The sequence below is a fragment of the Pantoea sp. X-Soil-ISGK-285 genome, from assembly GCF_059730815.1.
In genome coordinates this window covers 2,969,461-2,991,214 of sequence record NZ_AP035938.1, presented here as the reverse complement: position 1 = coordinate 2,991,214, position 21,754 = coordinate 2,969,461, and the positions used below count along the sequence as shown (strand labels likewise).

Genomic DNA, 21,754 nt, shown 5'->3' with positions numbered 1-21,754 from the left:
ATCAGACGGTATTGTTCAGGGACAACACCCTGTTCTGTATCGAATAGCCCGCGGTCGCAAACCGATAGATTATTTTAATGAATTAAGACCCGCTCTGGCCTGCTATTCCAGCGGGCGCGCCGGTTGCGGTGGAAAGCGCAACTCCACCCTGGTACCCCGTGGCTGTGCGTGGAGGGTCAGATGGCCGCTCAGGCGCTGAGCGCGCTCCGCCATAATAGTCAGGCCGTAATGGCCCGGCGGTTCGTCAGTGCTGTTCATCCCCACGCCATCATCCGTAATTGTCAGTAAGTGCTCACCTTTTTCACTGTGCTGATAATCCACACGGATAACCTGCGCACTGGCGTGACGAATCGCATTCAGCAGCGCCTCACGGACGATCTGCAACACATGCACCTGCTGTTGTGCTTCCAGACTCTGCAGGCCGGTCTGATAGTTAAAGTGTATCTCTGCGCTGCTCTTCTCCTGCAGCGAGGCGATCATCGCCTGCATGGCCGCCACCAGATCCGCCTGCTCAATGGTCAGACGGAAAGTGGTCAGCAGCTCACGCAGCTGACGATAGGCCTCGGCCAGCGCCTGATCGAAGTCCGCGATAATGGTATGGGCGGCGCTATCGTCTTTATCAACGGCGCGGCGCAGCAGGGTCAGCTGAATGCGTAAAAACGAGAGCGACTGCGCCAGCGAGTCATGTAATTCCCGGGCAATGGTCGTGCGCTCTTCAATCAGCAGCATCTGCTGATACTGCTGCTGTGCCTGCCAGATCCAGATAGCCCGTCCCAGCATCGCCGCCAGGCTGCGCATCAGTTCGTCCGGAGGCGAGGCACCAGCTGTCTGCCAGCGCAGCTCGCCAATCTGCTGCTCGTCCTGCTGTAACGGCAGACGTTGCCACTGACCGGCTGCCTGATCATCACCGGCACGAAACTGAAACTGGTCGCTGTCGAGCCGGATCGCCGTCAGTTTCTCGCGCGTCAGTACATTGGTTAACACGGCTTCAAACAGTGCCGGATGCAGCGGGCTGGCGGTCAGCATTTGTGAGCTGTCATAGAGTAGCGACAGCGTGCGATTCGCCTGGGTTAAATCTTCTGTTTTGGCGCGCACCGTGCTTTCCAGCAGCTGGTAGTGCGAATGCAGCCGTGCCGCCATGCCGCTGAAGGCATGCGACAACACCCGCAGTTCATTCTGCTGCTCAACGTGCAGCGGCGGAAAAGCAAAGTTGCCGCTCTCAACATAGCGACTGGCGGTGACAAGCGCATTAAGCGGGCGCACCACCTGCAGTCGGGTAAAGCGAATCGTCATCAGTGCCAGCGCCACAATCGCAATGACCCCCACCAGGCTGCTGGCGGCCACCAGATGCATTTTCAACTCGGTATAGCGTTGCAGACCCAGCACAAAGCGATCGATTTCACCGACGTAGATCGGCACCTGCTGCTGATAAGCCACGGTATCGCCCTGTTGCAACTGTTGCTGCAGCGAGGGCCAGGCGGCACGCAGCCGTTGATAGCGAACACTTACTTCACGGGGTACCCAGGGCCGATCAAGTTTCTGCAGCACCGGGGCATCCAGCGTTTGCTGATAGCGCGCCAGATGATGAGCCAGATTTTGCGGCTGCCGGCTGGCATCCCAGGCCATGCGATAGCTCTGCATGCGCAGTGAACCCGCCAGATTGATCGCCTCCGCGTCGCGCTGGCTGCTCAGGAGCGTGACTAATGCCAGACCGGTGGTGAGCAGCGACAGCAGGACAATGGCGCTGAGCGCCTGAGCGATGCTTTGAGTTACGGAACGTTTAACAATCACATGAATGGCCCTGTTGAGAGTGCGGGAATTATAAGAGCGCATTAACGTAACGCAAATGATCCATTCCCTGTTTATCGCACAGGACGTTACACATCGCACATAAAATGACCGCAACTGACAGTTCCCAGGACGTGCTGCTGTTCAACGCTTAAAAAAGGAACAGGTTTACATCGTCCCGATGTTGCTTTTCATTGCAGCGCTAATAATTCATCCAGTCATCAACTCAACCCCGATCACAGATTAAGGAGCATCCAATGAAAAAGCTGAATGCTGTCCTGGCGGGCGCATTACTGGCTACCGCCTCATTTGCCACTTTCGCCGCCGCGCCGGTCGATCAGTCGCAGGCGCAGAGTATGCAGAGCATCGGTAGCGTTTCGGTTTCCGGTGTTCGCGGCTCGCTGGACGATGCGAATCGCCAGCTGTCGCAAAAAGCGGAAGAGATGGGCGCCAGCCATTACCGCGTTATCGGTGTCGATAACCCAGGCGACTCCAGCCTGTGGAGCGGCACCGCAGAGATTTATCGCTAACCCAACCCTCCTGTTTCCATCCCTGTAGCTTTTACCGGCCTGAAAATGGCCGGTTTTTTTGTTTTTGTGCATCAGGATGGATTCTTACAAATCAGCCTGTGCATCTGCCCGGTATATTTTGCTTCGTTCTTGCAGAACGGGTAGGATTCATCGCCGTAAATTCCCGCGCTGCCTGGCACTCACTCACAGGCAAACGCACAGAGGAAAATACCCCATTTCACAGGGCATTACGCCTGAAATGGGGGCGACGACTGATAGTCAGGACAAACAGGAATGCTATGAAATCTAAAAACAAAACCCCAGGCGAGATGCGCGCTGCGAAACGACGCTGGCTCAACTCTCATGACGCCGGCTACCAGAAGGCGATGGGTAACCGTCACGTACAGATGATTGCGATCGGCGGTGCCATCGGTACCGGTTTGTTCCTGGGCGCAGGTGGCCGTTTGCAGGCTGCTGGCCCCGCCTTAGCCATCATCTATCTGGTGTGTGGCATCTTCTCCTTCTTTATTCTGCGTGCGCTGGGCGAACTGGTGTTACACCGTCCCAGCAGCGGCAGCTTCGTCTCCTACGCCCGTGAATTCCTGGGTGAAAAAGCCTCCTACGTGGCGGGCTGGATGTACTTCGTCAACTGGGCAATGACCGGCATCGTCGATATCACCGCCGTCGCGCTCTACATGCACTACTGGGGCGCATTTGGTGATGTGCCACAGTGGGTGTTCGCCCTGGGCGCGCTGGCGATTGTCGGCACCATGAACATGATCGGCGTAAAGTGGTTTGCCGAGATGGAGTTCTGGTTCGCGCTGGTGAAAGTGCTGGCGATTGTGATCTTCCTGGTGGTGGGCGTGGTGTTCCTTGGCACCGGCAAACCGCTGGATGGCAACAGCACCGGCTTCCATCTGATCACCGATAACGGTGGCATGTTCCCGCACGGCTTACTGCCTGCGCTGGTGCTGATTCAGGGTGTGGTGTTCGCCTTTGCCTCTATCGAACTGGTAGGTACGGCGGCGGGAGAATGTAAAGACCCGAAAACCATGCTGCCGAAAGCGATCAACAGCGTGATCTGGCGTATCGGCCTGTTCTACGTTGGCTCTGTGGTCCTGCTGGTGCTGCTGCTGCCGTGGAACGCCTATCAGGCGGGTCAGAGTCCGTTTGTTACCTTCTTCTCGAAGCTGGGCGTGCCTTACGTTGGCAGCATCATGAATATCGTGGTGCTGAGTGCCGCGCTCTCCAGCCTGAACTCGGGCCTCTACTCAACCGGGCGTATTCTGCGTTCCATGTCGATGGGTGGCTCTGCACCGAAATTCATGTCTAAGATGAACGGTCAGCAGGTGCCTTATGCCGGTATTCTGGTGACCATCGCCGTCTATGTGATTGGTGTGGTGCTTAACTACTATGTGCCTTCTCAGGTGTTTGAGATCGTCCTGAACATCGCCTCGCTGGGGATTATCTCCTCCTGGGCCTTTATCGTGGTTTGTCAGCTGCGTCTGCGCAAAGCGATTAAAGAGGGCAAGGCGGATGATGTCAGCTTCAAGCTGCCAGGCGCGCCGTTTACCTCATGGCTGACGCTGCTGTTCCTGTTCAGCGTGCTGGTGCTGATGGCGTTTGACTACCCGAACGGGACTTACACCATCGCCTCCATTCCGCTGATCGCGGTACTGCTGGTGCTGGGATGGTTTGGCGTGCGTAAGCGTGTTCACGCCATAGCTGAGACCGAACAGGATCATCACGAAGAGGAGCCTCAGCCGACCCGACTGGCTGACGACACCTCGCGCTGATAAGCGCTGCAGCAATCAGGCCAGCCTTGGGGCTGGCTTTTTTTTGGCGTAAACCGCCTCATTCACCGCGAGAATTAAGATAGTTTTCCCGCAAGCTTGCCCCTATGATGAAAGGCTCCCTTTATGCGGTAGCGGAGTCCTCATGTCGTTTAAGATCAACATCATCAAAGATAAGCTCCTGTCCGAAAACTGGTTTGTGCTGCGTAACTACACCTATGAGATCACCGATGGCCGTGGCGAGGTTATCCGCCATAAACGTGAAGTCTACGATCGTGGAAACGGGGCGACCATCCTGCTCTATAACCGTGAAAAGAACAGCGTGGTCCTGACGCGCCAGTTCCGTATCGCCACTTACGTCAACGGTAACGTGGGCGGCATGTTAATTGAAGCCTGTGCCGGCTTGCTGGACGACGACTCTCCGGAAGATTGCATTCGCAAAGAGGCGATTGAAGAGACCGGTTATGCGGTGGGCGAGGTGGAGAAACTCTATGCCTGCTATATGTCGCCGGGCGGCGTCACTGAATTGATCCACTTTTTCGCAGCGGAATATAATGAATCGCTGCGCGACAATGCGGGCGGCGGCGTTGAAGATGAGTCGATCGACGTGCTGGAACTGCCTTTCCCTGACGCACTGGCAATGGTCGCCGATGGCCGCATTCGCGACGGCAAAACCGTCATGCTGTTGCAGCATGCGCAGATTGCTGGCTGGCTGATACCATAAAAAATCATGCAGTTAGCCTGTTGCAGCGTGACGGCGTTGAGCGTGGAAAGTGAAGCATAATCCACTTTTCATGCACGCTTTTTAAGCAGTTAACTGCGCTTTTTGCACAGGTTCACAGAATGGGAACCCTGGCAGGCCCGTTGATGCGCTATCCTCTCCACTCTGGGTATTCGGGGATCGATTTTCTTAATGTCGTATTGGATGAAATCGCTGTGGCTGTTGCCGTCTCTGTGGGTTGCCTGTGTTCAGGCGGAACCGTTGCAAAAGTCATTCAACGACTGGCAAATCACCTGCAACAATGAAGCCTTTTGCGTGGCGCGCAATATTCCGGGCGACAAAGGGTTAGTGATGACGATTTCGCGGCATGCGGGCGTCAACGATCGCCCCTTGCTGCGAATCGACTACGGCAGTGCCTACAGTGGCGCGCTGCCTGGCGGTTCGCTTCAGGATAACCTGCTACTGGATCAGCGCCGTCTGAAACCCGACCTCAAACACTGGACGGTTGAACCGCATCATCTCGCCACCAGCAATGCCATCGCAATTGATGAGTTTCTTGATCTGGTGATGGAGGCGAAAACCCTTCAGCTCACTTTCGATCCCAATGCGCTGATCTCCCTGCGCGGTATGAAGGCCGCGCTGTTGCTGATGGATGACACCCAGGGGCGGGTCAACAGCATGAGCGCATGGGTCAAACGTGGCGATCGCGCCAGCTGGGATGTTCCACCACCGCCTGCGCTGCCGCCATTGCCGCCTGCTGTCGAGCCACCCGCGGCATTGACGCGCGACGAGACCAGCGGATTAATTGATTACGGCACCTGGCGGGTCAATACCGACTCCTGCTCACTCGATCCACTGCGCCGTGAAGTCAGCGTGGCGCCACTCACCGATCAGCGCGCGCTGCTGCTGGTGAGTTGTGAAATGGGGGCTTATAACGTGATCGATCTGGCGTTTGAAGTGACGCGCAGCCAGCCGTATGTCGCGCGCGGCATCACCTTAACTCTGCCGTTTACCCCACCAGGTGCCAGTGATCGGCAGCTTGAGCTGATTAACGCCGAATATGATGCGGCCAGCGGCCAGCTCTACACCTTTGGTAAAGGGCGTGGATTGGGTGACTGTGGCAGTGCCACACGCTGGCAGTTTGATGGCGCGCGTTTTGTGTTAGCGGAGTATGCGGAAGAGTCGACCTGTGACGCCTGGCACAGCAGTGATGACTGGCCAACCCTGTGGGTCAGCCAGTCTGACGGTGGCGTACAGCAGCGTTAATGAATCGCCTGCACCATCATCGGTGAGCCAAGCTGATTACCGACCAGTTCGGCCAGCATATTATTCACGCCGTCGCTCATTGGCGTAAAGCGGGTCAGCGGCGAGCGAGTCACCACCACAAATACCCCCACGTTATGCTGCGGCACCATCGCCATATAGGTGATGAAACCGCCGCCGCCGCCGGTTTTCTGAATAATGCCAGGGCGACCATTTTTCGGCCCCATAAAGACCCAGCCCATTCCCAGCGCATCCGCTTTACCCGGCACATCCATGCCTTCTACCTTGCTCAGCTGATCGCGACGATAGATCAGCGTCTGCAGTCGATCGATCTGCGGCGTGCGGTGGTTAACCGAAGAGTTAAGGAACTGCTGCATCCAGCGGCCCATATCATCCGGCGTGGAGTAAACGCCGCCGCTGCCAATCGCCGCCAGGGTGTTATTGCACGGACTGGCCCCTTTTTCCGCCACCATCAGGCGTCCACACTGCTCAGGCGACGGCGTAAACGTCGTGTCCTTCATGCCGAGCGGGCGGGTAATCAGCTGCTGAAACAGCGCCGGATAGGGTTTGCCGGTGGCGCGCGACAGCGCATCACCCAGCAGATCGTAGCCCAGGTTGGAGTAGGCGGCACTGCTGCCCGGTGCTGCTTTGAGGTTAGCGCGTGACAGCCACGCCCAGCGTTCACCACGGGTCGGCCAGACAAATACCGGACGCTGCGCTTTGCCGCCTGGCTGTTCGCGCGGCAGTCCGCTGGTGTGGGTCGAGAGGTTGATCAGGCGAATGGGCTGACCATTGTAGGTGGGCACGCGTGAACCCGGCGGCGCATATTTACTCAGGGGATCGTCGAGGCGGATCTGTCCGCGCTCAGCCAGCTTCACCATCACTTCACTGGTCATCAGCTTACTCAGCGAGGCGATGCGAATCAGCGAATCTTTCTGCGGACGGACATTGTTGCCGGGACGGGTTTCACCAAAGCTGGCGAACACCCGCTGATTACCATCAATCGCCACCAGTGCCATGCCGGTTGCACCGCTGCCGTAAAAGATATGTTCCGCATAGCGATCAACAATCTGAGAGGCCAGCAGCGGATCGGGCGCGACCTGCGCCATGCTTTTTAATGGAAGCAGTGAAACCATCAGGGCCAGTAAATAGGGTGTGCGCATGTTCAACGGAAGTGGCTTCGCTATAAAATCGGAGGAAATCTGCCTTCACTCATCGGGATGCATCAGGACAGAACCGCGTTATCCCGGCAGAACAACAGCAGGAACAGACGGACAGCCAGCGCACAGGCAGCATTAAGTATGACGGCTCTATAGTAATGAGTTTGCGCAGGGCGGGAAGAGGGGAATGGAGTTTTTTTTATGTATCAGGCTATAAGTGGAAATGGCCCTTCCCGGTGAGCCGGGAAGGGCATAAGCATTAAACTGGCTTGAGTAATGCTTCAGCGTGGCTGACGATATTCTCAACCGTGAAGCCAAACTCCGGGAACAGCTGACTGGCCGGGGCGGATTCACCAAAGGTGGTCATACCGACAATCGCACCGTCCAGACCGACATACTTGAACCAGTAGTCAGCAATACCCGCTTCTACCGCCACACGCGCTTTCACGCCGCTCGGCAGTACGGATTCGCGGTAAGCGGCATCCTGCGCATCAAACAGGTCAGTAGAAGGTAGTGAAACCACCCGCACCTTGTGACCGCCTGAAGTGAGCTTATCCGCTGCACCCAGGGTGATCTCAATCTCTGAACCGGTCGCGATCAGAATCACTTCTGGTGTGCCGTCGCAATCCTTCAGCACGTAGCCGCCGCGTTTGATGTTTTCGATCTGCTCCGGGGTACGTTCCGGCTGCAGCAGATTCTGACGCGAAAGGATCAGTGCTGTCGGGCCGTGATGGCGTTCGACGGCGGCTTTCCACGCTACGGCCGTTTCGACCTGATCGCACGGACGCCATACGCTCATATTTGGCGTCAGACGCAGGCTGGCGATCTGCTCTACCGGCTGGTGCGTCGGGCCATCTTCGCCCAGACCGATGGAGTCATGGGTGTAGACCAGAATCTGTCGTGCCTTCATCAGCGCAGCCATACGCGCGGCGTTACGCGCATATTCGACAAACATCAGGAAGGTTGCGGTGTAGGGAACGAAACCGCCATGGTGCGCGATACCGTTACCAATCGCCGTCATACCAAATTCACGCACGCCGTAGTGAATATAGTTACCGGCCGGATCCTCTTTGATCGATTTAGAACCAGACCAGATGGTGAGGTTACTCGGTGCCAGGTCAGCAGAACCGCCGAGGAACTCCGGCAGCATTTTGCCATAGGCTTCCAGCGAGTTTTGTGACGCTTTACGGCTGGCGATTTTCTGCGGGTTAGCCTGCAACTCCTGAATGAACCGGGTCGCTTCGGTTTCCCAGTTGGCGGGCATTTCGCCATTCATCCGGCGCTCATACTCTTTCGCCAGCTCTGGATGGGCTTCTTTGTAAGCCGCAAATTTTGCATCCCAGGCTTTTTCACGTTCAGCACCCGCCGCTTTGGCATCCCACTGCTGGTAGATTTCAGCCGGGATCTCAAACGCCGGATAGTTCCAGCCGAGCTGTTTGCGGGTCAGGGCAACTTCTGCCTCACCCAGCGCCGCGCCGTGCGACTCCTCTTTACCGGCTTTGTTCGGCGAACCGAAACCGATAATAGTGCGGCAGATAATCAGTGAAGGCTTATCGGTGACGCTCTGCGCCTCTTTGATCGCCTCACGAATGGCATCAGCGTCATGGCCGTCAATGTCGCCAATCACATGCCAGTTGTAGGACTCAAAGCGTTTATGGGTGTCGTCAGTAAACCAGCCTTCGGTCTCGCCATCGATCGAGATACCGTTATGGTCATAGAAGCCGATCAGTTTGCCGAGACCCAGGGTCCCCGCCAGTGAACAGACTTCGTGCGAGATGCCTTCCATCAGACAGCCATCGCCCATAAACACATAGGTGTGGTGATCGACAATCTCATGATCCGGACGGTTAAACTGCGCGGCCAGCGTGCGTTCTGCAATGGCTAAGCCCACGGCGTTAGCCAGTCCCTGACCCAGCGGGCCGGTGGTAGTTTCAACGCCTGGGGTGTAGCCGATTTCCGGGTGACCTGGCGTTTTAGAGTGCAGCTGACGGAAATTTTTCAATTCTTCAATCGGCAGGTCATAACCGCTCAGGTGCAGCAGGCTATAGAGCAGCATCGAGCCGTGGCCGTTGGAGAGGATAAAGCGGTCGCGATCAAGCCAGGCGGGATTGGTCGGATTATGCTGGAGGAAGTCGCGCCACAACACTTCGGCGATATCGGCCATTCCCATTGGCGCTCCGGGGTGGCCTGAATTTGCCTTCTGTACCGCATCCATGCTCAGTGCACGAATCGCGTTTGCCAACTCTCTGCGTGAGGACATAAAGTTCTCCCTTGTTATGCATCAGGGCGGGAAAGTCCCGCCCGACTAAAATAAAGACTACAGGCGTGCGGCGAGCACATCTTCCAGCTTCTGCTGGTCAACCGCGAACTGGCGGATGCCGTCAGAGAGTTTTTCAACTGCCATCGGATCCTGATTATGTTCCCAACGGAACTCCGCCTCGGAGAGCGGCGACGGCTGGTGGAAACCTTCAGTTGAAGGCTCCAGTTTGCGCTCAAGCGGCGCATCACTGTTCTGCAACTCTTCCAGCAGATTAGGTGACAGGGTCAGGCGGTCGCAGCCTGCCAGCGCGATAATCTGCTCCACTTTACGGAAGCTGGCGCCCATGATGATGGTGCTGTAACGATGCTTTTTGTAGTAATCGTAGATGCGACGCACGGACTTCACGCCCGGATCTTCATCTGCCACGTAGGGGTCCATGGGTTTGCGCGAGTTATACCAGTCGTAGATGCGGCCAACGAACGGGGAGATCAGGAACACGCCCGCTTCGGCACAGGCACGCGCCTGAGCAAAGGAGAAGAGCAGTGTCAGGTTGCACTGGATGCCGTTTTTCTCCAGCTCTTCCGCTGCGCGGATGCCTTCCCAGGTTGAGGCCAGCTTAATCAGTACGCGTGAGCGATCGATACCGTGCTCTTCATACATCCGAATCAGTTTTTCTGCTTTGGTCACACACATGCCACGATCGAAGGAGAGGCGCGCATCCACTTCGGTCGAAACACGGCCCGGTATGCTTTTCAGGATTTCCATACCAAGGTTGATCGCCACTTTGTCGCTGGCGTTGATAATCTGCGTCTCTTTGCTGCCGCCCTGTTTTTTGGCGTACTCAATCGCGTCATCCATCAGGTGCTTATACCCTTCGAGACCGGACGCTTTCAGAATGAGTGAGGGATTGGTGGTGGCGTCTTCCGGATGGTAATTACGAATCGATTCGATATCACCACTGTCCGCCACCACGGTGGTGAACTGTTTTAGGGCTTCTAGCTGGTTCATCTCTAAACTCCTTGAAAAGAAAAATGAAAGCGAACAGGGGGCACCTCAGGCCTCGCAGCCGGTCTGTGGCATGTTCTGCTACCGGGAACGCGAACCCATAACATTGCAACAGAGAGTTTCTGATGAACATGCGGTTTCTCTGATTGTTGCGCTGCGAGGCGGTGCGAAGGAGCCGTCATGCGGTGTTAACCGTGGGGTGCGCCATATTCCACCCATAAGCATAGCAGTCAGGAGGAATGACGCAGGCCACACTGTAGCAATCTGTGCCCTGTAAAAAAGAAGAGGCCGATCAGGCGAGAGGTAAGCGCAGCGCGGGTTGAGACCCGCGCTGCAGCGGCAGAAACGATCAGACTGGCAGGTTCAGCCAGTTCTTCACCGGCAGGAAATCGCGATAGAGGGCGGCTTCAGGTGAGTCGGCATCGGGCTGATAATCATATTCCCAGCGCACCAGCGGGGGCATCGACATCAGGATCGACTCAGTGCGACCGCCGGTCTGCAGACCAAACAGCGTGCCGCGGTCCCACACCAGATTAAACTCCACATAGCGGCCACGGCGATAGAGCTGGAACTGACGCTCACGATCGCCCCACGGGTGATCTTTACGGCGCGCCACAATCGGCCGATAGGCATCCATAAAGCCGCGGCCTACCGCCTGCATAAAGCTGAAGCTCTGCTCAAAGTCGGGCGTGTTGAGATCGTCAAAAAACAGGCCGCCAATGCCGCGCTGCTCATCACGATGCTTCAGATAGAAATAGTCATCACACCACTTTTTATAGCGCGGATAGACATCCTCGCCAAAAGGCTGGCAGAGGTCAGCGGCGGTCTGGTGCCAGTGCAGCGCATCTTCTTCGAAGCCATAAAAAGGGGTCAGGTCAAATCCGCCACCAAACCACCAGACTGGATCGGCACCCGGTTTCTCCGCGATAAAAAAGCGCACGTTGGCGTGGCTGGTGGGCACATAAGGGTTGTTCGGGTGGATCACCAGCGACACGCCCATCGCTTCAAAACTGCGACCCGCCAGCTCCGGCCGGTGTGCAGTGGCGGATGCCGGCATCTGATCGCCATGCACGTGCGAAAAGTTGACGCCCGCCTGCTCAAACACCGCGCCGTTGCGCAGCACGCGGCTCTGACCGCCGCCGCCGCCAGGGCGCTGCCAGCTATCTTCAGCAAACGCTGCGCCGCCATCTTCAGCCGCCAGCTGGTTACAAATCTCATCCTGCAATGCGAGCAGGAACGCTTTTACGCGGGAAATATCAGCCATTTTTTCGCTTATGGTTTGTCAAAGTCTGACGCGATTATACGCAAAACCGCGCCGCTTGCATGAGTGCGGCGAGTCGCACGGCCTGAACCGACGACATGCATCAGGCGTTGCGGCGATCAAACTCATCAAAGTAATTGACGATGCCGCTGGCAATAGCAGAGGCGATTTTCTGACGAAACGCGGTGGTGCCGAGCAGCTGCTCTTCACGCGGATTAGTAATAAAGGAGGTTTCGACCAGCACCGAGGGGATCGACGGTGACTTGAGTACTGCGAAGGCCGCCTGCTCGGTGTGCTGGCTGTGAAGATGATGAACCGGGCGGATCTGATCCAGGACATGCTTGCCCAGCGTCAGGCTGTTTTTGATGGTGTCCGTCTGCACCAGATCGAACAGAATCTGCTGCAGATAGTGATCCTGCTGCTGCGCTTTCACGCCACCCAGCTTGTCCGCATCGTTCTCCCGCTGTGACAGATAACGCGCCATCGAGCTGCTGGCACCGCGATTAGAGAGCGCAAACACCGAGGCACCGCTGGCATCGGGACTGGTAAAACCGTCGGCATGAATCGACATAAAGAGATCTGCGCCGTGCTGGTGGGCGATCTCTACCCGCTGATAGAGCGGAATAAAGTGGTCGCTGTCGCGGGTCAGACGCACTTCTATGCGCGGATGGCTCTGTAGCTGACGCTGCACGTTACCGGCAATCTCCAGCACGATGTGTTTCTCTTCGGAACCCTCTTCGCCAACGGCACCAGAGTCGATGCCGCCGTGACCTGGATCGATCATCACGATACGTTTCCCGTTCTTAGCGGGCGGGGCAGGGCGCGAGTGACGATTTGCACCAGTAAGCGCAGACTGCTCTTTAGCCTGAACCGCGCGCGGCGATAAAATGGCCAGAGCCAGCCCGGAAAGCAGTAACTGACGGCGATGAATCAAACGTTTAAGCAGGTGCATGTGCGGGTCCGGTAACAGGAATCTTGCCGGTGTTATAGCCTAAGGGGCTGCTGCCTGCGATCACAGAACCATTTCAGGGCATTACTTTGTATTGCAGGTCGCGAACAGTAAATTTGCGCTTTTTTATTTGTCGCCCGTCATGGAGGGTTGCGTGCGGCAGAGAATGCGTGATAATCAGCAAATTGTGCTTATTTGCAGGTAATGAAGATGGAAATCCGCGCCTTCCGCCAGGAAGATTTTGAAGAAGTGATCACCTTATGGGAACGTTGCGATTTGTTACGGCCATGGAACGATCCTGAGCTGGATATCGAACGCAAAATGAATCACGACCCCGATCTCTTTCTGGTCGCTGAAGTGGGCGGCGTGGTCGTTGGCACACTGATGGGCGGCTATGATGGCCATCGCGGCGCGGCTTACTATCTGGCCGTGCATCCCGACTATCAGGGACGCGGCTTTGCGAATGCGCTGATGAACCGTCTGGAGAAGAAGCTTATCGCGCGCGGCTGTCCGAAACTGCATCTGATGATCCGTGAAGAGAATGATCAGGTGGTGGCGTTCTATGAGAAGCTTGATTATGAGCCGGTCGATGCGCTGCTGTTTGGTAAACGTCTGATCGAAGATCGTGAATACTAAGCCGTCACCGGGCTATCTGCCGGACGAGTATGACGCCAGAGGGCAGCTGCGGCTGCCATTTCTTTTTTGGCTGATCCTGTTACTCCAGGCACGGACCTGGCTGCTGCTGGTAATGGCCGGGGCGTCACGGCAGCAGGGCAACGATCTGCTGGCGCTGTTCTATCCGGATCGTCAGGCGTTCTGGATCGGCCTTGCGCTGGGTTTACCGGCGCTGGCAGGCCTGCTGCTGACCGGCTATCGCACCCGCCTGCCGCGACTCTGGCAGCACTGGCGCAGCGTGCTGGCGCTGTCGCTGCTGGTGAATCTGCTCTGGCAGGGAATGCAGTTTGTGCAGGGCGATCTGCTCACCTCACCGCTGCCATTGCTGCTGACGCTCTTTGACCTGCTGGCGTTGATCTGGCTGCAATCCAGCCGCCGCTGTCGCGACTGCTTTCTGCCCGAACATCATCTTCACTAAACTTTTTGTCGCTTTGCGACTCCAATCAGTTCCGCCTTTCCGGCATCGCATTTACAGGAGTTCTCATGAAAGCTGTTCGTTCCACGCTACTGATCGCCGCGGTTGTACTGAGCGGCTGTGCCAGTTCGGGTTCCGGCGCTGACAGCAGCCAGCAGGCAAGCTGGTGGAATCCGCTGACGTATCACTGGTCTTCGGCGCTGCCGTGGAACTGGTTCGGTTCCTCGCTGACCGCGACAGAACAGGGTGTGGGTGGGTTAACTGCCTCGACCGCCATGAAAGAGGACGCGATTAATGCCGGACTGAACGGTGACTATAGCCTGCGTCAGGGCATGCGCAGCCAGAATGGTCAGGTGGTCTCTTTCTGGCAGGCGCTGGATGATGGTAACGTTAAGCTGGTGATTTACGGGCAGTCGCAGGTCGAACGTATTGAGGTCATGGACAGCGCAATCGCCAGCAGCGATGGCAGCAAAGTGGGTGATGTCTTCAGTAATAAGTTCAGCAAAGCCTTCGACAACTGCACCTTAGCCAGCGGCACCGATGCGCGTGACGTGGCATGCCGTGCGCCTGGCAGTCAGCATCTGACCTATGTTTATCAGGGTGACTGGCATGGACCGGAGGGCTTAATGCCCTCGGACGATACGCTGAAAAGCTGGAAAATCAGCAAGATTGTCTGGCAGCGTTAATCCCTCGTCTTCAGCGCGCCGCCCGTCAGGCGGCCGCTGAGCCTCCCAAAACCTTTGCCGGCGCGCACGGCACGGGGTTCCTCCTCCCCATCGGCTTTTGCTGATTTCTGCATAAACACTGCCGTCGTCTTATGCTTTTTTCGACTTTGAAATCATCAAACGATATATAAAACCGTTACTGGTTTTCACTGAGTTATAAATAAACTGGTGCCTCAGCGGGTGAGATCCGCATCAAACTTTTTCAGGGTGCCAAATGACATTACAAGCGATGAAAAAAATCGTGAGCGGTATCGCGTTGTCGCTGAGCCTGGCCGGCGCAGCCAATGCCACTGAACTCCTCAATAGCTCTTACGATGTTTCGCGGGAGCTGTTTGTCGCCCTGAATGCTCCCTTCGTTAAACAGTGGGATGCCAGCCATCCCAGCGATCCACTGACCATTAAGATGTCGCACGCCGGTTCATCGAAGCAGGCGCTGGCAATCCTGCAGGGACTGCGCGCGGATGTCGTCACGTACAATCAGGTTACGGATGTGCAGGTGCTGCACGATAAAGGCAACCTGATTGCCGCAGACTGGAAAAGCCGTCTGCCGAATAACAGCTCGCCTTTCTACTCCACCATGGCGTTTCTGGTGCGCAAAGGAAATCCAAAACAGATTCACGACTGGTCAGATTTGACCCGCAGTGATGTGAAGCTGATTTTCCCGAATCCGAAAACCTCCGGGAATGGCCGCTACACCTATCTGGCCGCCTGGGGCGCAGCAGATAAAGCGGACGGGGGCGATCAGGCCAAAACCCGTGCTTTTATGACGCAATTTCTGAAAAACGTTGAAGTATTCGACACCGGCGGTCGCGGTGCGACCACGACCTTTGCTGAGCGTGGCCTGGGCGACGTATTAATTAGCTTTGAGTCCGAAGTGAATAACATCCGCAACCAGTACGGCAAAGATGAGTATGAAGTGGTGGTGCCGAAAACCAACATTCTGGCGGAGTTTCCGGTGGCATGGGTGGATAAAAACGTCGCCACCAATAAAACCGCTGATGCGGCCAGCGCTTATCTGAACTATCTCTATACGCCTGAAGCGCAGAATATTATTACTCACTACTACTATCGCGTGAACAATGCACAGCTGATGGCGGAGCAGAAAGATCGCTTCCCGCAGACCAACCTGTTCCGGGTGGAAGAGGCGTTTGGCGGCTGGGATAAGGTGATGAAGACGCACTTCGTCAGCGGCGGTGAGCTTGATAAGTTGTTAGCGGCGGGGCGCGGATAATGTTTGCAGCCAGCCAGAAACGCGTGTTGCCCGGCTTTGGTCTCAGTCTCGGCACCAGTCTGCTCTTTACCTGTCTGATTCTGCTGCTGCCTATCAGCGCGGTGATCATGCAGCTGTCGCAGATGACGCTGCAACAGTACTGGGATGTGGTGACCAATCCGCAGCTGATTGCCGCCTATAAAGTAACGCTGCTCTCTGCAGGCGTCGCCTCACTGTTTAATGCGGTGTTCGGCATGCTGATGGCATGGATCCTGACCCGTTACCGTTTTCCGGGCCGGACGCTGCTGGATGGCCTGATGGATCTGCCGTTTGCACTGCCTACGGCGGTGGCGGGTCTGACCCTGGCCGGACTCTTTTCGGTCAACGGCTGGTATGGACAGTGGTTCGCTCAGTTCGACATCAAAATTTCCTATACCTGGATTGGTATCGCCATCGCCATGGCCTTTACCAGCATTCCGTTTGTGGTGCGTACCGTACAGCCGGTGCTGGAAGAGTTAGGCCCGGAGTATGAAGAGGCGGCCGAAACGCTGGGTGCTACGCCGTGGCAGAGCTTCCGCCGCGTCGTGTTGCCGGAAGTGGCACCGGCGCTGCTGGCCGGAACGGCGCTCTCCTTTACCCGCAGCCTGGGTGAATTTGGTGCGGTGATCTTTATTGCCGGTAACATCGCCTGGAAAACGGAAGTCACCTCACTGATGATTTTTGTCCGGCTGCAGGAGTTCGACTATCCGGCGGCCAGCGCCATCGCCTCGGTGATCCTGGCGGCATCGCTGATTCTGTTATTTGCGATTAACACATTACAGAGCCGCTTTGGCCGTCGTCTGGGAGGTCACTAATGGCTGAGGTTTCACAGATTAATCACGCTGCACGTCAGCCAGTGAACTGGGGCAAGTGGCTGCTGATTAGTATCGGCGCGCTGATCTCGATTCTGCTGCTGGTGGTGCCGATGGCCTCCATCTTCTGGGAAGCGCTGAATCAGGGGCTGATTGTCGCTCTCAGCAATCTGGCGGATCCGGACATGCTGCACGCCATCTGGCTGACCGTGATGGTGGCGTTGATCACCGTACCGGTTAACCTGGTGTTCGGCACGCTGCTCGCCTGGCTGGTGACGCGCTTCACCTTTCCGGGGCGTCAGTTGCTGCTGACCCTGTTTGATATTCCTTTTGCCGTGTCGCCGGTTGTGGCCGGTCTGATGTATCTGCTGTTCTGGGGCGTTAATGGCCCGGCCGGCGGCTGGCTGGATGCGCATAACATCCAGATTATGTTTGCCTGGCCTGGCATGGTGCTGGCGACGGTGTTTGTGACCTGTCCGTTTGTGGTGCGCGAACTGGTCCCTGTGATGCTGAGTCAGGGCAGTCATGAAGATGAAGCGGCGGTGCTGCTGGGCGCCTCTGGCTGGCAGATGTTCCGCCGCGTAACGCTGCCGAACATTCGCTGGGCGCTGCTGTATGGCATCGTGCTGACCAACGCCCGTGCGATTGGTGAATTTGGTGCGGTCTCGGTGGTATCGGGATCGATTCGCGGTGAGACCTACACATTACCGCTTCAGGTTGAATTATTGCATCAGGACTACAACACCGTTGGCGCATTCACCGCGGCCGCCCTGTTAACCCTGATGGCAATTGTGACGCTGTTTCTGAAAAGCATTGTGCAGTGGCGTTTAGAGCAACAGCACAAACGCCTGCAACAGGAGGGAAATCATGAGCATTGAGATTAACAAGATCAACAAATCCTTTGGTCGCACATCGGTGCTGAACGATATCTCTCTGGATATTGCCTCGGGTGAAATGGTGGCGCTGCTTGGCCCATCAGGCTCGGGTAAAACCACGCTGCTGCGCATTATTGCCGGGCTGGAGCATCAGAACAGCGGTCACATCCGTTTTCATGGCAACGATGTCAGCCGCCTGCATGCGCGCGATCGTCAGGTCGGTTTTGTCTTCCAGCACTACGCGCTGTTCCGTCATATGACGGTATTCGACAACATCGCCTTTGGCCTGACCGTGCTGCCGCGTCGTGAGCGTCCTTCAACGGCGGAGATCAAACAGCGTGTTACCCGTCTGCTGGAGATGGTGCAGCTGGCTCATCTGGCGAATCGCTTCCCGGCACAGCTGTCGGGCGGCCAGAAACAGCGTGTGGCGCTGGCGCGTGCGTTAGCGGTTGAACCACAGATTCTGCTGCTGGATGAACCCTTTGGCGCGCTGGATGCTCAGGTGCGTAAAGAGCTGCGCCGCTGGCTGCGTCAGCTGCATGAAGAGCTGAAATTCACCAGCGTGTTTGTCACCCACGACCAGGAAGAGGCGATGGAAGTGGCGGATCGCGTGGTGGTGATGAGCCAGGGCAACATCGAGCAGGTCGGCACGCCAGATGATGTGTGGCGCGATCCGGCGACCCGTTTTGTGCTGGAATTCCTGGGTGAAGTGAACCGCTTTGATGGCGAGATTCAGGGATCACAGTTCCACGTTGGCGCGCACCACTGGCCGCTGGGCTATACCTCGGCCCACCAGGGCGCGGTTGAGCTGTTCCTGCGTCCGTGGGAAATCGACGTGTCACGCCGCAGCAGTCTGGAAACCCCGCTGCCGGTACAGGTACTGGAAGTGAGCCCGCGTGGACACTTCTGGCAGCTGGTCGTCCAGCCTGCAGGCTGGCAAAGCGAGCCGGTCTCGGTGGTGTTTGAAGGTGAGCAGACAGCGCCGATTCGCGGCGAGCGTCTGTTTGTTGGCTTGCAGCAGGCGCGTCTCTATAAGGGCGATACGCCACTGCGCGCAGTTGCCTTTGCACAAAGCGCCTGATATTTTCTCTTCAACACCGGGCGGGAGTGACACTCCCGCCTTTTTTTCGCATCTGTTTTGTAAGATGCCAGGAACCGCACCGTGACGACTCTCGAAAATACCATCGGCAATACCCCGCTGATTAAGTTGCAGCGCCTGACGCCCGCCAACGGCAGCGAGGTCTGGCTCAAGCTGGAAGGCAATAATCCGGCAGGTTCGGTAAAAGATCGCGCGGCCTGGTCGATGATCAATCAGGCTGAGCTGCGTGGTGATATTGCACCTGGCGATCAGCTGATTGAAGCCACCAGCGGCAACACCGGGATTGCGCTGGCGATGATCGCGGCGATGAAAGGCTACCGACTTCGCCTGCTGATGCCCGACAACATGAGTCAGGAGCGGCAGGACGCGATGCGCGCCTATGGCGCAGAGTTAATCCTGGTGCCACGTGAACAGGGCATGGAGGGCGCACGCGATCTGGCCCAGGCGATGGCGGCGCGCGGTGAAGGCCGGGTGCTGGACCAGTTTAATAATCCCGATAATCCGCTGGGTCACTATCAGACCACCGGCCCGGAATTGTGGCAGCAGTCGAACCAGCGCATGACCCATTTTGTCTCCAGCATGGGCACCACCGGCACCATTACCGGCGTAGGACGATATCTGAAAGAGCTCAACACGGGCGTGCAGGTGATCGGTTTGCAGCCCAGCGAAGGCAGCAGTATTCCGGGTATTCGTCGCTGGCCGCTGGCCTATCTGCCGGGGATCTACCGTCCCGATCTGGTGGATGATGTGATGGATATGACGCAAAAGGAAGCGGAAGAGACGATGCGCGCGCTGGCACGCCGTGAAGGCATTTTCTGTGGCGTCAGTTCAGGCGGCGCGGTGGCGGGTGCGCTGCGCATTGCGCAGGCCAATCCTGGCAGCGTGGTGGTGGCGATCGCCTGCGATCGCGGTGACCGTTATCTCTCTACCGGACTCTATCATCAGTAACCTCTGCCAATGCGGAATCAGGCCTGTGCGTGCATTTACTGCCCACAGGCCTTTTTTTTAACCCCAATTTTCGGTGCCAGATAGACTGAATCTGTAAGGATCGCGTAAATCAGGCTGCGCGAATGTTCAGCACAGGACAAAATAGCGGCAATTCTCCAGAGAGATAACCATGAAAATTTTGCTTGTTGATGATGATGTTGAATTAGGCACGATGTTAAGCCAGTACCTGATCGGGGAAGGATTTGATGCTCAGCTGGTTCTGACCGGCAGCGCCGGCGTGCAGGGCGCGTTATCAGGAGAGTTCACCGCCATGATCCTGGACATTATGCTGCCCGACATGAGCGGCATTGATGTGTTGCGTCAGGTGCGCCAGAACAGCCGGATACCGGTGATTATGCTGACCGCCAAAGGCGATAATATTGATCGCGTGATCGGTCTGGAGATGGGCGCGGATGACTATATGCCCAAGCCCTGCTATCCCCGAGAGCTGGTGGCGCGTCTGCGCGCCGTATTGCGCCGTTTCGAAGAGCAGGCGCCACAGCCAGACGCCAGAGAGCCGCTGCGCTGGGGAGAGCTGATGCTTAATCCCGCCACCCGCATCAGCGAATGGCAGGGTAAAACCTTTGATCTGACGGCGTCGGAATTTAATCTGCTGGATCTTCTGCTGCGTGCGCCGGACAGAGTGGTGTCAAAAGATGAGCTCTCCGAAAAGGGACTCGGTCGTCCGCGTGAAGCCTATGATCGCAGCGTCGATGTGCATATCAGTAACATTCGTCAGAAGCTCAGTGCATTAACCGCTGACAGCATCAACATCGAAACCGTTCGCAGCATCGGTTACCGTATTCGATGAAGCAGAGTTACCGTGGACGCATGTTCTGGAAGATCTTTATCGGCTTCTGGATCGTTTTTGTCATCATGAGCCAGCTTATCTGGCTCGGCTTTACGCTCTCCGGTAAACGGCATGAACCGCCTGAACTCGTGGCTATCCGCCGTATTGTGGATCTGCAGATGACCTCCGCCGCGTCAGTGCTGGAGCGGGGCGGGCCTGACGCGCTGAACGCGATGCTCTCGGACTGGGATAACAGCGATCGGCAGTTCTTCCACGTCACCCAACAGACAAAGCCGTCCCAATCAGAAAACAGCGGCAACCTGGATATCAGAGGGCGCTTTCCTGAAGAGGTGGTGAGCTGGGTTCGCGGCGCGGATGGCAAAGCCTATCAGCTGCGCTACGACCTGGATGGCATGCGTAAAGACAGCACGCTGAACATGATGCCGCGCAAATTTCTGAATATTCCTGAGCCGATGTTTGTCTTCGCCGGCTCGGTGGGATTGCTGTTCAGTCTGCTGCTGGCCTGGAATCTGACGCGACCTATGCGTCAGCTGCGGGAAGGATTTTCCCGCGTGGCTGAGGGCGATTTAAGCGTGCGGCTGTTTCCGATCATGCGTAAGCGGCACGACGAGATCTCAAACGTCGCTGAAGCCTTTGACGCTATGGTCGAGCGGCTCGATACCCTGGTGCGCGCCCGTGAAGAACTGTTGCATGATATCTCACATGAGCTTCGTTCACCGCTGGCGCGACTGCAGCTGGCGACCGGGCTGGCCAGACAGACGCCAGAAAGTGTGAACAGTTCGCTTGATCGCATTGATGAAGAGGCGCGTCGGCTGGACAAGATGATCGGTGAACTGCTGACACTGTCGCGGGCTGAGCATGAAAGCATCCCGGATGAGCAATATTTTGATCTGACCGGCTTGCTGCAGGCGGTTATTACCGATGTCCGTTATGAAGCGCAGATCCCAGGCGTGCAGGTAGAGTTGCAGGTCGACGATCGCGCTGATTACACCGTGCGAGGCAATGCAGAGCTGATACGGCGCGGAGCAGAGAATGTATTACGCAATGCGCTGCGCTTCTCTCAGCCAGGGCAGCGGATTGATGTTCATCTGCGCGCAGAACAGCAGTGGCTGGTGATTCAGGTGCGCGATCAGGGGCCGGGTGTCGATGAGGATAAGCTCTCCAGCATCTTTGACCCGTTTGTGCGGGTGAATTCGCCGCTGATGGGCAAAGGTTATGGTCTGGGACTGGCTATCGTGCGCAAGGTGGTGCTGGCGCATCATGGTGAGGTTGAGGCAAGAAACCGGCCAGAAGGCGGACTGGAACTGACGCTGCGTCTGCCGCACTGGCAGCCCTGAACAGGCATACAGCAGAAACGATAACGGCACCCGCGGGTGCCGTTATGTTATGAACGAATG

20 protein-coding genes are annotated in these 21,754 nt (G+C 56.8%); 14 read left to right on the top strand and 6 right to left on the bottom strand.

From position 1 onward, the window contains the following. Positions 1-102: 102 nt before the first annotated feature. Positions 103-1,791: a nitrate/nitrite two-component system sensor histidine kinase NarQ gene (gene narQ, locus AC6I8B_RS14130; RefSeq protein WP_029519734.1), complete on the bottom strand. Its 1,689-nt coding sequence runs from the start codon at positions 1,789-1,791 to the stop codon at positions 103-105. Positions 1,792-2,045: 254 nt separating this feature from the next. On the opposite strand from narQ, the gene AC6I8B_RS14125 reads away from it, so the two are divergent. The 4 genes from AC6I8B_RS14125 (at position 2,046) to AC6I8B_RS14110 (ending at position 6,077) form a co-directional block, all read left to right on the top strand. Then, positions 2,046-2,318, top strand: coding sequence for a YdgH/BhsA/McbA family protein (locus AC6I8B_RS14125; RefSeq protein ID WP_010671356.1), 273 nt, complete (start codon positions 2,046-2,048; stop codon positions 2,316-2,318). 278 nt (positions 2,319-2,596) lie between these two features. Further along, positions 2,597-4,093, top strand: coding sequence for an L-asparagine permease (gene ansP / locus AC6I8B_RS14120; RefSeq protein ID WP_010671357.1), 1,497 nt, complete (start codon positions 2,597-2,599; stop codon positions 4,091-4,093). A gap of 142 nt (positions 4,094-4,235) precedes the next feature. Next, on the top strand, positions 4,236-4,814 hold the full coding sequence (gene nudK / locus AC6I8B_RS14115; protein ID WP_157352736.1) for a GDP-mannose pyrophosphatase NudK: 579 nt from the start codon (positions 4,236-4,238) through the stop codon (positions 4,812-4,814). A 189-nt stretch (positions 4,815-5,003) separates the two neighbouring features. Beyond that, positions 5,004-6,077, top strand: coding sequence for a DUF1176 domain-containing protein (locus AC6I8B_RS14110; RefSeq protein ID WP_033772384.1), 1,074 nt, complete (start codon positions 5,004-5,006; stop codon positions 6,075-6,077). On the opposite strand, the gene ampH is transcribed toward AC6I8B_RS14110, so the two are convergent. The 5 genes from ampH to amiA all read right to left on the bottom strand — a co-directional run bounded on the left by ampH (position 6,074) and on the right by amiA (position 12,712). Further along, the gene (gene ampH, locus AC6I8B_RS14105; RefSeq protein ID WP_497817472.1) at positions 6,074-7,237 is read right to left on the bottom strand and encodes a D-alanyl-D-alanine-carboxypeptidase/endopeptidase AmpH; all 1,164 of its coding nucleotides are present in this window, start codon (positions 7,235-7,237) and stop codon (positions 6,074-6,076) included. The genes AC6I8B_RS14110 and ampH overlap by 4 nt on opposite strands. A 256-nt stretch (positions 7,238-7,493) precedes the next feature. Further along, positions 7,494-9,494, bottom strand: a complete 2,001-nt coding sequence (gene tkt, locus AC6I8B_RS14100) for a transketolase (protein WP_010259958.1) — start codon at positions 9,492-9,494, stop codon at positions 7,494-7,496. 57 nt (positions 9,495-9,551) lie between these two features. Then, positions 9,552-10,502, bottom strand: a complete 951-nt coding sequence (gene tal / locus AC6I8B_RS14095; protein WP_010259954.1) for a transaldolase — start codon at positions 10,500-10,502, stop codon at positions 9,552-9,554. A 346-nt stretch (positions 10,503-10,848) separates the two neighbouring features. Next, positions 10,849-11,763, bottom strand: a complete 915-nt coding sequence (gene hemF, locus AC6I8B_RS14090) for an oxygen-dependent coproporphyrinogen oxidase (RefSeq protein WP_010671360.1) — start codon at positions 11,761-11,763, stop codon at positions 10,849-10,851. Positions 11,764-11,863: 100 nt separating this feature from the next. Beyond that, positions 11,864-12,712 carry an N-acetylmuramoyl-L-alanine amidase AmiA gene (amiA, locus tag AC6I8B_RS14085; RefSeq protein ID WP_010259947.1) on the bottom strand — a complete coding sequence of 283 codons (849 nt, stop codon included), beginning with the start codon at positions 12,710-12,712 and terminating at the stop codon, positions 11,864-11,866. 207 nt (positions 12,713-12,919) lie between these two features. Here amiA and AC6I8B_RS14080 point away from each other — a divergent pair, with 207 nt between their 5' ends. The 10 genes from AC6I8B_RS14080 (at position 12,920) to AC6I8B_RS14035 (ending at position 21,694) form a co-directional block, all read left to right on the top strand. After that, positions 12,920-13,345, top strand: a complete 426-nt coding sequence (locus tag AC6I8B_RS14080; protein WP_003848834.1) for a GNAT family acetyltransferase — start codon at positions 12,920-12,922, stop codon at positions 13,343-13,345. Then, positions 13,335-13,802 carry a DUF2919 family protein gene (locus AC6I8B_RS14075; RefSeq protein WP_010259942.1) on the top strand — a complete coding sequence of 156 codons (468 nt, stop codon included), beginning with the start codon at positions 13,335-13,337 and terminating at the stop codon, positions 13,800-13,802. Before AC6I8B_RS14080 ends, AC6I8B_RS14075 begins: the two co-directional genes overlap by 11 nt. 65 nt (positions 13,803-13,867) lie before the next feature. After that, positions 13,868-14,485, top strand: coding sequence for an RpoE-regulated lipoprotein (locus AC6I8B_RS14070; RefSeq protein WP_010671361.1), 618 nt, complete (start codon positions 13,868-13,870; stop codon positions 14,483-14,485). A 253-nt stretch (positions 14,486-14,738) separates the two neighbouring features. Continuing rightward, complete coding sequence (locus AC6I8B_RS14065) at positions 14,739-15,755, top strand: sulfate ABC transporter substrate-binding protein (RefSeq protein ID WP_033772378.1); 1,017 nt, start codon at positions 14,739-14,741, stop codon at positions 15,753-15,755. Then, positions 15,755-16,588 (top strand): sulfate/thiosulfate ABC transporter permease CysT, encoded by an 834-nt coding sequence (gene cysT / locus AC6I8B_RS14060; RefSeq protein ID WP_010259932.1) that lies wholly within the window; start codon positions 15,755-15,757, stop codon positions 16,586-16,588. The genes AC6I8B_RS14065 and cysT overlap by 1 nt, the downstream gene beginning before the upstream one ends. Continuing rightward, entirely contained in the window at positions 16,588-17,463 is an 876-nt protein-coding gene (cysW, locus tag AC6I8B_RS14055; protein ID WP_010259929.1) for a sulfate/thiosulfate ABC transporter permease CysW, read from the top strand. Before cysT ends, cysW begins: the two co-directional genes overlap by 1 nt. After that, positions 17,453-18,541, top strand: a complete 1,089-nt coding sequence (cysA, locus tag AC6I8B_RS14050) for a sulfate/thiosulfate ABC transporter ATP-binding protein CysA (RefSeq protein WP_010259925.1) — start codon at positions 17,453-17,455, stop codon at positions 18,539-18,541. The genes cysW and cysA overlap by 11 nt, the downstream gene beginning before the upstream one ends. A gap of 81 nt (positions 18,542-18,622) precedes the next feature. Further along, positions 18,623-19,507: a cysteine synthase CysM gene (cysM, locus tag AC6I8B_RS14045; protein ID WP_010259921.1), complete on the top strand. Its 885-nt coding sequence runs from the start codon at positions 18,623-18,625 to the stop codon at positions 19,505-19,507. 169 nt (positions 19,508-19,676) lie between these two features. Next, complete coding sequence (locus tag AC6I8B_RS14040) at positions 19,677-20,357, top strand: response regulator transcription factor (protein ID WP_010671364.1); 681 nt, start codon at positions 19,677-19,679, stop codon at positions 20,355-20,357. Further along, a complete protein-coding gene (locus AC6I8B_RS14035; protein WP_157352731.1) occupies positions 20,354-21,694 on the top strand; it encodes an ATP-binding protein in 1,341 nt (446 codons plus the stop codon). Before AC6I8B_RS14040 ends, AC6I8B_RS14035 begins: the two co-directional genes overlap by 4 nt. Positions 21,695-21,754 lie beyond the last annotated feature (60 nt).

Coding starts and splice junctions, on each gene's coding strand:
- ampH (WP_497817472.1), bottom strand. CDS start 7,237: ATGCGCACACCCTATTTACTGGCCCTGATGGTTTCACTGCTTCCATTA.
- AC6I8B_RS14125 (WP_010671356.1), top strand. CDS start 2,046: ATGAAAAAGCTGAATGCTGTCCTGGCGGGCGCATTACTGGCTACCGCC.
- AC6I8B_RS14110 (WP_033772384.1), top strand. CDS start 5,004: ATGTCGTATTGGATGAAATCGCTGTGGCTGTTGCCGTCTCTGTGGGTT.
- cysT (WP_010259932.1), top strand. CDS start 15,755: ATGTTTGCAGCCAGCCAGAAACGCGTGTTGCCCGGCTTTGGTCTCAGT.
- ansP (WP_010671357.1), top strand. CDS start 2,597: ATGAAATCTAAAAACAAAACCCCAGGCGAGATGCGCGCTGCGAAACGA.
- hemF (WP_010671360.1), bottom strand. CDS start 11,763: ATGGCTGATATTTCCCGCGTAAAAGCGTTCCTGCTCGCATTGCAGGAT.
- AC6I8B_RS14080 (WP_003848834.1), top strand. CDS start 12,920: ATGGAAATCCGCGCCTTCCGCCAGGAAGATTTTGAAGAAGTGATCACC.
- AC6I8B_RS14070 (WP_010671361.1), top strand. CDS start 13,868: ATGAAAGCTGTTCGTTCCACGCTACTGATCGCCGCGGTTGTACTGAGC.
- AC6I8B_RS14065 (WP_033772378.1), top strand. CDS start 14,739: ATGACATTACAAGCGATGAAAAAAATCGTGAGCGGTATCGCGTTGTCG.
- amiA (WP_010259947.1), bottom strand. CDS start 12,712: ATGCACCTGCTTAAACGTTTGATTCATCGCCGTCAGTTACTGCTTTCC.
- AC6I8B_RS14040 (WP_010671364.1), top strand. CDS start 19,677: ATGAAAATTTTGCTTGTTGATGATGATGTTGAATTAGGCACGATGTTA.
- tal (WP_010259954.1), bottom strand. CDS start 10,502: ATGAACCAGCTAGAAGCCCTAAAACAGTTCACCACCGTGGTGGCGGAC.
- tkt (WP_010259958.1), bottom strand. CDS start 9,494: ATGTCCTCACGCAGAGAGTTGGCAAACGCGATTCGTGCACTGAGCATG.
- cysA (WP_010259925.1), top strand. CDS start 17,453: ATGAGCATTGAGATTAACAAGATCAACAAATCCTTTGGTCGCACATCG.
- cysW (WP_010259929.1), top strand. CDS start 16,588: ATGGCTGAGGTTTCACAGATTAATCACGCTGCACGTCAGCCAGTGAAC.
- AC6I8B_RS14035 (WP_157352731.1), top strand. CDS start 20,354: ATGAAGCAGAGTTACCGTGGACGCATGTTCTGGAAGATCTTTATCGGC.
- nudK (WP_157352736.1), top strand. CDS start 4,236: ATGTCGTTTAAGATCAACATCATCAAAGATAAGCTCCTGTCCGAAAAC.